Source organism: Caniella muris (assembly GCF_943193035.1).
Classification (GTDB): domain Bacteria; phylum Actinomycetota; class Coriobacteriia; order Coriobacteriales; family Atopobiaceae; genus Granulimonas; species Granulimonas faecalis.
The window spans coordinates 450,832-463,043 of the sequence record NZ_CALPCK010000001.1 but is presented as its reverse complement, the minus strand read 5'-3'; the positions used below and the strand labels follow the sequence as shown (position 1 = coordinate 463,043).

The window sequence follows — 12,212 nt, the reverse complement described above, 5'->3', positions numbered from 1 at the left end:
ATGGAAGACCTTCGGCGCGAGGCCGGGCTCCTGGGCGACGGCGCCCCGGATCCCCTTCCCCGCACCCTCACCCGCCAGGTCCACGTGGGCCCGGTGGCCGTGGGCGGCGGCACCCCCGTGGCCGTCCAGTCCATGACCTGCACCCCGACCCAGGACCCCGCCGCTACCCTCGCCCAGGTCGCGGCCCTCGCCGAGGAGGGCTGCGAGATAGTCCGCGTCGCCGTCCCGTCGGCCGACGCCCTCGACGGTTTCGGCGAGGTCTGCGCCGAGAGCCCGCTGCCCGTGGTGGCCGACATCCACTTCGACCACCGTCTCGCCCTCGGGGCGTGCGCCCGGGGGGCGTCGGCCCTGCGGATCAACCCCGGCAACATCGGGTCGTGGGCCAAGGTGGACGCCGTGATCGACGCCGCGGGCGAGGCCGGCATCCCCATCCGCATCGGCGTGAACGCCGGCTCCCTAGACCCTGCCGTGGATGCCCGCGAGGACCTCACGCAGCCCGAGAAGCTCGTGGAGAGCGCCCTGTCGTTCGTGCGGCACTTCAAGGACCGCGGCTTCTCCGACATCGTGCTCTCGGCCAAGACGCACTCGGTGCCCTCCACCATCCGCACCAACCGGGAGCTCTCGGCCCGCATCCCCGCCGTGCCGCTGCACCTCGGTGTCACCGAGGCGGGCGGCCTCGGGCCCGCCACGGTCAAGAACTCCGTGGCCCTGGGGGTGCTTCTCTCCGAGGGCATCGGCGACACCGTGCGCGTCTCCATCACGGCGCCGCCGGAGGAGGAGGTGCGCGTCGCCTGGAACATCCTGCAGTCGGTGGGCCTGCGCCGCCGCGGCCCCGAGATCGTCTCGTGCCCCACGTGCGGGCGCTGCCGCATCGACCTCATGGGCCTCGCGTCGCAGGTGGAGGAGCGGCTGCGGGGCGTGGAGGCGCCCATCACCGTGGCCGTCATGGGCTGCGTGGTCAACGGGCCCGGCGAGGCCCGTGCCGCCGACATCGGCATCGCCGGCGGCGACGGCCAGGGCCTCCTCATCGCCGGCGGCGAGTCGTTGGGGTCCGTCCCGGAGGAACGCCTCGTCGACGCCCTCATGGAGGAGATCGACCGCCGCTACGGCGACGGCCCGCGCCCGTAGGGGCCGCACGGGCCGCCCGTCCCCGCGCCCGGGGCGGGGGAGCCCCACATCACCGGGCGCACGACCACGTACCAGACCGGAGGAGCCTAAACCGTGAAGACGTTCCAGACCATGAGCTCGCTGTACGCACCCACTCTGAAGGAGGACCCGGCCGACGCGGACCTCGCGAGCCACCGCCTCCTGCTGAGGGCCGGCATGATCCGCAAGACCGCCGCCGGGCTCTACTCGTACCTGCCGCTCGCCTGGCGCTCCCTCGAGAAGATCGAGGACATCATCCGCGACGAGATGGACACCCACGGGGCCCAGGAGGTCCTCCTGCCCATCCTCACCCCGGCGGAGCTCTGGGAGGAGTCCGGCCGCTACGACGCCTACGGCCCCGAGCTCATGCGCCTCTCCGACCGCCACGACCGCGACTTCGTGCTCGGCCCCACCCACGAGGAGACCATGACCGACCTCGTGCGCGGCGAGCTCCGCTCCTACAAGCAGCTGCCGGTCAACCTCTACCAGATCCAGCAGAAGTACCGCGACGAGCTGCGCCCGCGCTTCGGCCTCATGCGCGGCCGCGAGTTCATCATGAAGGACGGCTACTCCTTTGACGCCGACGCCGAGGGCATGCAGCGCTCCTTCGACACGATGTACGACGCCTACTCCGGCGTCTGCGACCGCTGCGGCATCAAGGCCCTCCCGGTGGCCGCCGACTCCGGCCAGATCGGCGGCTCCACCTCCATCGAGTTCATGGCCCTCGCCGAGGCCGGGGAGGCGGCGCTCGTCTACTGCCCCGACTGCGGCTACGCCGCCGACGAGGAGGCCGCCACGGTGGTCATCTCCGTCGAGGACGGCCCCGAGACCCACGACCACGAGCTCGAGTGCGTGGAGACGCCCGGCGTCCACACCATCGCCGAGCTCGCCGGGCTCTTCGACGTCCCCGAGGCCGCCTGCCGCAAGGCCGTGGCCCTCGTGGACGGCGAGGGGAGGCCCGTGGTGTGCATCGTCCCGGGCGACCACGAGCTCAACGAGGTCAAGGCGTCCCACGCCTTCGGCGGCTACCACCTCATGAGCGATGAGGAGCTCGAGTCCTTTGGCCTGTTCAAGGGCTGCATCGGCCCCGTGGGGCTCCCCGAGGGCGTCTCCTGCGTCTGCGACGTCTCCCTGCGCGGCTCCCTCAGCTGGCTCGTGGGCGCCAACCGCCCCGAGAGCCACTACCTGGGCGCCCGCCCAGGCCGCGACTTCGAGCCGGACGCCTGGGAGGACCTCGCCAGCGCCAAGGCGTCGGACGCCTGCCCCGTGTGCGGCAAGCCGCTCGCGGCGGCCCGCGGCATCGAGATGGGCCAGATCTTCCAGCTCGGTGACAAGTACTCCCGGTCCATGGGGGCCACGTTCCTCGACAGGGACGGCAAGGAGCGGTACTTCCAGATGGGGTGCTACGGCATCGGCGTGACGCGCACGCTCGCCGCCGTGGTCGAGCAGTGCCACGACGACTCCGGCATCGTGTGGCCGGTCTCGGTGGCGCCGTTCGAGGTCGAGGTCATCGCCCTCGACACCGCGGACGACCTCGTGTGGCCCGCCGCCCAGCAGGTGGCGGACCAGCTCGTGGAGGCCGGCGTCCAGGTGCTGCTCGACGACCGCAAGGAGCGCCCGGGCGTGAAGTTCAACGACGCCGACCTCCTCGGCCTGCCCTACCAGGTGATCCTCGGCAAGAAGGCCGTGGCCAAGGGCATGTGCGAGGTCAAGGACCGCGCCACCGGCGAGCGCCGCGAGGTGGCCATCGACGAGGTCGTCGCCGAGGTGGGCTCCGAGGTCATCGCCCGCAGGCGCTAGGCGCGGGACCATCCGACGGGCCTCCATGGGGGAGGGGGCGCCCCGACCGGTCTTCAAGCCGGTCGGGGCGCCCCCTCCCATTCATAGACAAGTCGCCCGGCTGCGCCTAACGGGCCGCCCGGCGCTCCGCGGCGGCCCCGAGGGCGGCCAGGGCGTCCTCGGCCACGAGCTCCGGCGTCATGCGCGCCTGCTCCACGAGGGTGTCGGGGTCGTAGCGGTCGGGGACGTCCTTGGGGAAGCCCCTCACGACCACGGCGACGCCCAGCGGGGCGAGGGCGGCGGCGACCTTCTGTCCGAACCCGCCGTCGGCGAAGCCGTCCTCCAGCGTGATCACCGCGTCATGGCCCTCGGCGAGGAACGCCGCGAGCTCGGGGTCGACGTCGGAGACCACGCGGGGGTTCAGTACGGTGGGCTCGATGCCGGACCGCTCGCGCACGATGCGCGCGGCCTCGAGGGCGCAGGGGTAGAACGTGCCGGCGCCCACGATCGCCACGCGGGAGCCGCGGACGACGTCGGGGAGCGCGTTCTCCATGGGGGCGCCGCCCGGCACCTTCACGGCCACGGGGCCGTCGCACGTGTCGAGGGCCCAGTCCATCATGGCCTCGAACTCGGGGACCGTGGCCGGCGCCAGGTAGGTGACGTGGGGGATGGCGCCGAGCATGGCGATGTCGCCGAGCCCCAGGTGCGTGGCGTCGGTCATGGAGTAGACGGACCCGCGGTCGACCATGAGCACGGCGTGGGCGCGGTTGACGCCGAGCTCCTGGACCACCTGGTCGTAGGCGCGCCCCAGGAACGTGGAGTAGAGGCACACCACGGGGCGCATGCCGGCCGAGGCGAGGCCGACGGAGAAGGTGAGCGCCGTGGCCTCGGCGATGCCGACGTCGACGAACTGGCGCCCCGCCGCGGTACGCATGGCGGGGGTGAAGCCGAGGCCCGTGGGCGTGGCCGCCACCACCGTCATGGTGGACGGGTCTGCCGCCATGCGGCGGTTGAGGTACCCCGTCGTCACGTCGCTCCAGGCGAGGGGCGCGGCCCCGTGGGCGCCCCCCTCGAGGGGGCCCACGTTGTGGAAGGTCTCGGGGTCGTCCACCGCGGGCCCGTAGCCGTGGCCCTTCTCGGTGTGGACGTGCACGACCTGGGGGCCCGACGCGTCCCGCGCCGCCTCGAGGGCCGAGACGAGCGGGGCGACGGAGTTGCCGTCCTCGACGTATCGGTAGGAGAAGCCCAGGTCCGTGAAGAAGTTGCGCTCGACGTCGCCGCCCGCCTCGCGGAGCCTGCGGAGCTCCTCGTAGAGCGAGCCGTGGTTCTCGGCGATGGACATGGCGTTGTCGTTCACGACGACCACGAGGTCGTCGCAGAGCTCCCCGGCGACGTCGAGGCCCTCGAAGGCCTCGCCGCCCGAGAGGGAGCCGTCGCCGATGACCGCGACCACGTGGCCCTCCGTTCCGGCCATGGCCCGACCGCGCGAGATGCCGGCCGCCAGGCCCACGGACGTGGAGGTGTGGCCCAGGACGAAGGGGTCGTGCTCCGACTCGGAGGGGCTGGAGAAGCCCGAGACGTCGTCGTAGTGGGCCGGGTCGAGGAAGGCCTCCTTGCGGCCCGTGAGCATCTTGTGGGCGTAGGTCTGGTGGGAGACGTCGAACACGATGGTGTCGGTGGGGGAGTCGAAGACCCGGTGGAGCGCCACGGTGAGCTCGACGACGCCCAGGTTGGGGCCGAGGTGGCCGCCGTGGGTCCGCGCTCGCGCCATGAGGGCGTCCCGCACCTCGGCCGCCAGGGCCTCGAGCTCGGCAACGCCCATGCCCTTGAGGTCGCGGGGGGAGTCGATGGTCTCGAGATACATGGGTTCGGGGTTCCTTCGCTCGGTCGGTGGCTACGCTCCAGTAGATACCCGTGCCCTACAGCTTAACCACCGCAGGGGCGGGGCCGCTCTGCGCGGGGCGCCCCGGTCGACAAAGGGTGCCCAACGGTCGTCGGGCCATGAAAAAGGGCGGCGACCGAGGCCGCCGCCCTGTTGCGTGTGGTGGAGATAAGGGGGATCGAACCCCTGACCTCATGACTGCCAGTCATGCGCTCTCCCAGCTGAGCTATATCCCCGTGGGTTGGTGCGTCGACAACTATAGCAGAGGGCGGCGCGAGTGCAACGGACCATCTCCTCTCCATCAAACCACACCGAAGATGTGCAGAGACTGGGGGGTGGCCGGGGCCGGCGGGGGCGTGGGGTATAGTCGTTCAGACCGAGTTAGGGGCCCAGGGACCCCTGTCGCACACTAACTGATGGGAGTACCACATGGCTGACGCAGCGGTTCCCGGCACGCTCCAGGTCTCCAACGACGTCATCGCCGACCTCGCGGGCTACGCCGCGATGATGTGCTACGGCGTGGTGGGCATGGCCTACACCGACGACCAGCAGAACCTCCAGACCCTGCTCTCCATGAGCCAGATGTCCAAAGGCATCGACGTCGACATGGACGGCGACACGGTCTCCGTCACGCTCCACGTGGTGGTGGACGCCGGCGTCAACATGCGCTCCGTGAGCCAGAACCTCGAGAGCAGCGTCAGGTTCATGCTCGGGCAGGTCGCCCAGATCGAGGGCGCGGAGGTCCACGTGGTCATCGAGGACATGAGGGTGCGCTAGGCACCGCAGGCACCAGACGGCAGGAACGGGGCACGGCCCCGGAGAGACAGACCGGAGTTACCACAGAATGATTGCGAACGTCATACGCCACTGCTTCCCCGTCGCCGCCCAGGCGGTCGCCGACAGGGCGGACGAGATCAACAAGCTCAACGTCTTCCCCGTCCCCGACGGCGACACCGGAACCAACATGAGCCTCACGCTCAAGACCGTGGTGAAGGAGGTCGAGGCCCTCCCGGCCAACGCCCCCATGGAGGCCGTCGCCAAGGCCATCACGCACGGCTCGCTCATGGGCGCCCGCGGCAACTCCGGCGTCATCACCAGCCAGATCCTGCGCGGCGTGGCCGAGGGCCTCGTCGACGCCAAGGGCGACCCCGTCACCGTCACCGACCTCGCCGCCGCATGGCGCCACGGCCGCAAGGTCGCGTTCCAGGCGGTCCGCAAGCCCGTCGAGGGGACCATCCTCACCGTCGTCTCCGACCTCTCGGAGCGCGCCGACGAGCTGGCCCACGACCGCGCCATGTCCGTGGAGGAGGCCCTCAAGGAGCTCGTGTCCGAGGCCTACGAGTCCGTGGCGCGCACCCCCGACCTTCTTCCCGTCCTCAAGGAGAACGGCGTCGTCGACTCCGGCGCCTTCGGCTTCGCGGTGTTCTTCGAGGCCTTCGTGAACGCCTGCCTCGGCACCGACTCCTCCGTGGACTTCCGCACCACTGTGGACAGCTCCGACGCCAAGCGCTCCGTGGCCGCCAGCGTGCACATCGAGCTCAACGACGACTGGGAGGGCTCGGAGTACCGCTACTGCACCGAGTTCCTCTTCCACGCCGACAGCGCGGACTTCGACCAGAAGGCCGCCCTCGACTTCCTGGCCACCATGGGCGACTGCGAGCTCCTCGTGGGCTCCAACCCCGACTACAAGATCCATGTGCACACCAACGAGCCCGACCGCGTGCTGCACCACATGCTCGGCCACGGCCAGATCTTCGAGGTCTTCATCCACAACATGGACCTCGAGGCCCACGACCGCACCGCGGCCATCGCCGCCGACCAGAAGGCCGCCGGCGCCCCCAGGAAGAAGCTCGGCGTCGTGGCCGTGGCGGCCGGCGACGGCGAGGCGGAGATCCTCGAGTCGCTCGGGGTGGACGTCGTCGTCTCGGGCGGCCAGACCATGAACCCGTCCACCGCCGACATCCTCGACGCCATCGAGCGCGCCAACGCCGAGCATGTCATCGTGCTGCCGGACAACGGCAACATCCGCATGGCCGCCGAGGCCGCGGCCAACGCCTGCGACACCTGCGAGGTCGCCGTGGTCCCCACCAAGACCGTGCCCCAGGCCTTCGCGGCCCTGTTCGTCCTCGAGACCGACGTCCCGCTGGCCGACAACGTGGCGGCCATGACCGAGGCCGTGGCCAACGTCCGCGACGGCGAGGTCACCCGTGCCGTGCGCGACTCCCAGGCCGCCGACGGATCCCCCATCAGGTCGGGCGACGTCATGGGCATCCAGGACGGCGCCATCACCGTGGTGGGCTCGTCCGTGGACCAGGTCACCCTCGACCTCGTGCGCCGCATGCAGACCGAGGAGGAGGGCGACACCCTCACCATCCTCGCCGGCGACGAGCTCGACGACGAGGCCTTCCAGGCCCTCTGCGACGCCATCGAGGAGGCCCTGCCCGACCTCGAGGTCGACCCGCACCGCGGCGGCCAGCCCCTCTACCCCGTGATCTTCTCCATCGAGTAGCGCCGAGGGAGGCCCATGGCAGAGCCAGGGACCATCGTCGTTCCCGCGACATCCGGCCGTCTGACGCGCACCTGCGCGCTGGACGACCGCGTGTCGCGGCTTCGTCATGTCTCGGGGCAGCGTCTCGCCGCCCTCGAGCGCATGGGCGTGCGCACCGTGCGCGACCTCTTCCTCCACCTGCCCCGCCGCTACCTCGACTTCTCCCACGTGGTCCCCATCGCCCACGCCGACGTCGGCCAGGAGGCCACGGTCGTGGGGCGCATCGACCGCGTCGAGCTCAAGCGCCCCCGGCCCCGGCTGCCCATCGTCGAGGTCTTCGTCATGGACGACACGGGCGTGCTGCGCGCGTCGTTCTTCAAACAGCCGTGGCTCAAGGACGCCTTCTCGGAGGGCGACACCGTCGCCCTCTCCGGGAAGGTGACCTTCGCCTACGGCTTCAAGCAGATGGCCTCGCCGTTCCACGAGGTGCTGGGCCCCAACGAGACGGGCGGCTACTCGCGCGTCGTGCCGGTGCACCCGGTGAGCGAGGGGCTCACCCCCGCGTGGATGCGGCGCATCGCGAGCTGCGCCGTGGCCGACTTCTCCGATGTCTGCGACTTCCTCCCGGCGTCCCTCGTCGCGGCGCGGGGCCTCATGGGCTGGGGGGCCGCCGTGCGCGCCGCGCACTTCCCGTCCTCCCTCGACGAGGCTGAGCGCGCCCGCCGGCGCCTCGCCTACGACGAGCTCCTCTGCCTCCAGCTCGTGCTCCGGGCCCGCCACGCGCTGGAGGGGGCCGGCCGGCCCGGATTCTCCCACACCGTCGACGGCCCCCACGTTGCCGCCCTCCTCGACGCCCTGCCGTTCAACCTCACCGGCGAGCAGCGGGCGGCCGTCGACGACATCCTCGCCGACATGGCGTCGCCCCGGCCCATGAACCGCCTGCTCCTCGGCGACGTTGGCACGGGCAAGACCGCCGTGGCGTCCGTGGCCATGGCCGCCTGCGCCGACTCCGGCACCCAGTGCGCCGTCATGGCACCCACCTCCGTGCTCGCCCGGCAGTACGCCGAGAAGACGGGCCCCGTCCTCGACGCGGCCGGCGTGACGTGGCGCCTGCTCACGGGCTCCACGCCGGCCGACGAGCGCGCCTCGGTGACGGAGGGGGTGGCGTCCGGGGAGGTCTCCGTCCTCTTCGGCACCACGGCCATCCTCTCCGAGGACGTGCGGTTCTGCGACCTCTCGCTCGCCGTGGTGGACGAGCAGCACCGCTTCGGCGTCAACCAGCGCACGGGCCTCAAGGGCAAGGGCGAGGCGGCCGACGTCCTCACGATGACAGCCACCCCCATCCCCCGTACGCTCGCCCTCTCCGTGTATGGCGACGTCTGCGTCTCCTCCATCCGCGAGCGGCCGCACCCGGGGGCCGGCACCACCACGACGGTGGTGCCCCCCGAGTCCCTCGACATCGCCTTCGGGGCCATCCGGGAGGAGGTCGCCGCCGGGCACCAGGCCTACGTGGTCTGCCCCCTCGTGGACGACGCCGACGACGGCTCGGAGCTCGACGACGTGCCCGAGGGTCCCGAGCGCACCCTCAAGAGCGCCCGGGCGGCCTACGAGGAGCTCTCCCGGAGCGTGTTCCCCGATCTCTCCGTGGGCCTCATCCACGGCCGCATGGCGCCCGCCGAGAAGGACGCCACCATGGCCGCGTTCCGCGACGGCGCCGTGGACGTGCTCGTGTCCACCACCGTCATCGAGGTCGGTGTGGACGTCCCCAACGCCTGCGCGATGCTCGTCTACGACGCCGACCGCTTCGGGCTCGCGACCCTCCACCAGCTCCGCGGGCGCGTGGGCCGCGGCACCGTGGCGGGCAGGGTCTTCCTCGAGACGTCGTCCAAGAGGGGCACGCCGGCCCGCAAGCGGCTGTCGGCCCTCGAGCGGAGCACCGACGGGTTGGAGCTCGCCGAGCTCGACCTCAGGCTGCGACACGAGGGCGACGTGTTGGGGTACCGTCAGTCGGGGGCCGCGACGCTGGCCCTCGTGGACCTCGCCGAGGATGGCGACCTCGTCGAGGCGGCCCACGGCGACGCCCTCGCCTTGGTCGAGGCGTCGCCCGACCTCTCGGCCCCGGGGCTCGGCCCCCTGGCCCACGAGGTCGAGGAGCGGTTCACGCTGTACTTCAAGGACGGGGGAGGGGCATGAGGGTCGTAGGTGGTCAGTGGAGGGGGAGGCCCCTCAAGGCCCCCGAGGGCTCGGGCACCCGCCCGTCGACCGACCGCATGCGGGAGGCCGTGGCCTCCATGGTCGCGTCGGCCCGCGGCCTCGACCTCGACGGCGCGTGGGTCCTCGACGCCTTCTGCGGCTCCGGGGCCCTGGGCCTCGAGCTCGTGAGCCGCGGCGCCGAGGGGTGCGTGCTCGTCGACCGCGACCGCCGCGCCCTCGCCTGCGCCCGGGACAACGTGCGGTCCCTCGGCGCAGACGGGTGCGCGAGGTGCGTGCCCGGCGACGCGGTCGCCTGCGCCCGGGCGGGGCGGCTGGGCGACCGGCCGTTCGACATCGTCCTGCTCGACCCGCCCTACCGCCTGGACCCGGGCCTCTCGGCGTCGCTCCTCGCCGCGCTCCGCGGGCGGGGGCTCCTGGCCCCGGGGTGCCTCGTGGTCCACGAGCGCTCCGCCGACGCCGCGCCGCTCGAGGCCGACGGCCTCGTGCCGCTGAGGGAGCGCCCCCACGGCGGGAGCGTCGTGACACTGCTGGAGAACCGCACGGGAGAGGAGGGCCCCGATGCCCGATGAGGCCGGTCCCATAGACCACGTGGTGGTGCCGGGCACGTTCGACCCGGTCACCTACGGCCACCTCGACGTCATACGGAGGGCCACCCGCATCGCCCCGGAGGTGACGGTGGCCGTGGCCGTATCCCGGGACAAGCGGGGGAGCGCGCGGGCCTTCACGCTCGACGAGCGCGTCGCCATGGTGCGCGAGGCCGTGGGGGAGCTCGGCATCGGCGACGTGCGGGTCATGGCCATGGACGGCCTGCTCGTCGACTTCTGCCGGAGGATCGGCGCGGGGGCCGTGGTGAAGGGCCTCCGGGCCACCACGGACTTCGAGTACGAGCTCGCCCAGGCCGACCTCAACGTGCGCATGAGCCCTAACCTCGAGTCCATCTACGTCATGAGCAGCCCCGAGTACGGCTACGTGTCGAGCTCCATCGTGCGCGAGATCGCGGCCCTCGGCGGCGACGTCTCCCTGCTCGTGCCGCCGTGCGTGGAGCGGTGCCTCAAGCGGCGCTTTTCGGGCGGGGACGTCGGGATTCTCTGAATTGCGGGCACTGCGTGCGGCCCGTGTTAGGATGAACGAGTATGCGTCGTCCCAGCGTCGCCCGAAGGCGATGCTCGTGCCATCACCTTGAAAGGAGCCCATATGCAGCCGGGTGAGGAGCTCGAGAACCTCGTGGCGGAGCTCGAGGACATCGTGAGCCAGGCCAAGTCCACCTTCGGTGGAGGCGGCCAGAAGAAGATCGTCGACAGCGAGGAGATCTACCAGATCATCGACGACATCAAGGACACCTTCCCCGAGGAGTTCGCCACCGCGCGGCGCATCCTCAAGGAGCAGGACGAGATCCTCGCCCACGCCCAGCAGCAGGCCGACTCCATCATCGCCGACGCCCAGCAGCAGGCCATGATTCTCGCGGGCGACCAGGAGGTCGTGCGCCTCGCCCAGCAGAAGGCCGACGACATCCGCGACGCCGCGCAGCAGTACGAGCGCGACACCCGCTACAACGCCGAGGAGTACGTCGAGGAGATCCTCGAGCACCTCGAGGACAACCTCAAGTCCATCGTCGTCCAGGTGACCCGCTGCCGCCAGACGCTCACCGACAAGGCCGGCGGCCGCTCGGGCCAGCAGAGCTGGTAGGGGAGCGGCGTCCATGGACATCAAGCCCATCATCGTCCACATCGACGACCACCTCGCGCTGCCCGGCGACACCTGGCCGGTCTCCGGCCACGTGGACGTCCACGGCTACAGCCTTGGCGACCACGACTTCTCGGTGCCCGACGGCATCGACTACGACATCGTGCTCACCAACACCGGCGACGGCATCCTCGCCACGGGCATCGTGAAGGCCGACGTCCTCGGGACGTGCGACCGCTGCCTCGACGAGGCGCGCATCTCCATAGCCTCCGAGGTCGACGAGTACTTCCTCTTCGAGCTGCCGGACGCCTCCGAGCAGTCCGACGACGAGGATGACGTCGACTTCTCGCTGGTGGACCGGGAGAACGGCACCGTCGACCTCGCCGGGCCCGTCAACGCCGCCGTCATCATGGAGACCCCGTTCGTGGTGCTCTGTCGCGAGGACTGCAAGGGCCTCTGCCCGCACTGCGGCGCCAACCTCAACGAGGGCGACTGCGGCTGCGCCGAGGCCCACGCGGACGACATCGACCCCACCAACCCCTTCTCGGTGCTCGCGCAGCTCAAGCGCGACGTCGCCGAGGGCGAGGTGGAGGAGCGCGCCGCCCAGGACGCCGCCGACGAGGCGGCCGCGGAGGCCTGGGCCGAGGCCATGGACGCCGCCGGGGGCGACGAGTCCTAGGGGATACGTGAACATACCGTGCATGGGAGGCCCCGGCCGCCGCGGGTGTTTACAACCCCCGCTCCCGTGCTAGTATTATCAGCTGTGTGTTTGTGGACGTTGCCCACCCCGGTGGAGCGATAGACAGATCGGAAGAGGTTCATCATGGCAGTACCCAAGCAGAAGAAGGGCCGCGGGGCCACGCACTCCCGCCGTTCGGCCAACAGCAAGCTCGCGATGCCCGCGCGCTGCACGTGCTCCCACTGCGGTGCCGTGAAGCTCCCGCACCGCGTCTGCCCCAACTGCGGCTACTACCGCGATCGTCAGGTCATCGCCGTCGACTAGTCGCCCCCGCCGCTCAT

The 12,212-nt window shown here is 71.3% G+C and carries 11 protein-coding genes and 1 tRNA gene; 10 read left to right on the top strand and 2 right to left on the bottom strand.

Annotated features, from left to right (window positions below; all coding sequences use genetic code 11):
• Both ispG and NFR49_RS02015 read left to right on the top strand, forming a co-directional pair.
• Positions 1-1,128 (top strand): flavodoxin-dependent (E)-4-hydroxy-3-methylbut-2-enyl-diphosphate synthase, encoded by a 1,128-nt coding sequence (ispG, locus tag NFR49_RS02020; protein ID WP_251158012.1) that lies wholly within the window; start codon positions 1-3, stop codon positions 1,126-1,128.
• Positions 1,129-1,239: 111 nt separating this feature from the next.
• Positions 1,240-2,946, top strand: coding sequence for a proline--tRNA ligase (locus NFR49_RS02015; protein ID WP_251158912.1), 1,707 nt, complete (start codon positions 1,240-1,242; stop codon positions 2,944-2,946).
• A gap of 106 nt (positions 2,947-3,052) precedes the next feature.
• Here the strand turns inward: NFR49_RS02015 and NFR49_RS02010 are convergent, their stop codons facing one another.
• Together NFR49_RS02010 and NFR49_RS02005 are read right to left on the bottom strand one after the other, a co-directional pair.
• Positions 3,053-4,789, bottom strand: a complete 1,737-nt coding sequence (locus NFR49_RS02010) for a 1-deoxy-D-xylulose-5-phosphate synthase (protein ID WP_251158011.1) — start codon at positions 4,787-4,789, stop codon at positions 3,053-3,055.
• A 178-nt stretch (positions 4,790-4,967) separates the two neighbouring features.
• A tRNA-Ala gene (locus NFR49_RS02005) sits at positions 4,968-5,043 on the bottom strand.
• A gap of 193 nt (positions 5,044-5,236) precedes the next feature.
• Between NFR49_RS02005 and NFR49_RS02000 the strand changes: the two genes are divergently transcribed.
• The 8 genes from NFR49_RS02000 to rpmF all read left to right on the top strand — a co-directional run bounded on the left by NFR49_RS02000 (position 5,237) and on the right by rpmF (position 12,195).
• Positions 5,237-5,584 (top strand): Asp23/Gls24 family envelope stress response protein, encoded by a 348-nt coding sequence (locus tag NFR49_RS02000; RefSeq protein ID WP_251158010.1) that lies wholly within the window; start codon positions 5,237-5,239, stop codon positions 5,582-5,584.
• A 67-nt stretch (positions 5,585-5,651) separates the two neighbouring features.
• Positions 5,652-7,316, top strand: coding sequence for a DAK2 domain-containing protein (locus NFR49_RS01995; RefSeq protein ID WP_251158009.1), 1,665 nt, complete (start codon positions 5,652-5,654; stop codon positions 7,314-7,316).
• Between the two features lie 15 nt (positions 7,317-7,331).
• Positions 7,332-9,488 (top strand): ATP-dependent DNA helicase RecG, encoded by a 2,157-nt coding sequence (gene recG, locus NFR49_RS01990; protein ID WP_251158008.1) that lies wholly within the window; start codon positions 7,332-7,334, stop codon positions 9,486-9,488.
• The gene (locus NFR49_RS01985; RefSeq protein WP_251158007.1) at positions 9,485-10,078 is read left to right on the top strand and encodes an RsmD family RNA methyltransferase; all 594 of its coding nucleotides are present in this window, start codon (positions 9,485-9,487) and stop codon (positions 10,076-10,078) included. Before recG ends, NFR49_RS01985 begins: the two co-directional genes overlap by 4 nt.
• Complete coding sequence (gene coaD, locus NFR49_RS01980; RefSeq protein WP_251158006.1) at positions 10,068-10,601, top strand: pantetheine-phosphate adenylyltransferase; 534 nt, start codon at positions 10,068-10,070, stop codon at positions 10,599-10,601. Before NFR49_RS01985 ends, coaD begins: the two co-directional genes overlap by 11 nt.
• A 102-nt stretch (positions 10,602-10,703) precedes the next feature.
• The gene (locus NFR49_RS01975; protein ID WP_251158005.1) at positions 10,704-11,195 is read left to right on the top strand and encodes an ATPase; all 492 of its coding nucleotides are present in this window, start codon (positions 10,704-10,706) and stop codon (positions 11,193-11,195) included.
• 13 nt (positions 11,196-11,208) lie between these two features.
• The gene (locus tag NFR49_RS01970) at positions 11,209-11,871 is read left to right on the top strand and encodes a YceD family protein (protein ID WP_251158004.1); all 663 of its coding nucleotides are present in this window, start codon (positions 11,209-11,211) and stop codon (positions 11,869-11,871) included.
• Between the two features lie 144 nt (positions 11,872-12,015).
• Positions 12,016-12,195 (top strand): 50S ribosomal protein L32, encoded by a 180-nt coding sequence (gene rpmF / locus NFR49_RS01965; protein WP_135977337.1) that lies wholly within the window; start codon positions 12,016-12,018, stop codon positions 12,193-12,195.
• Positions 12,196-12,212: the final 17 nt, after the last annotated feature.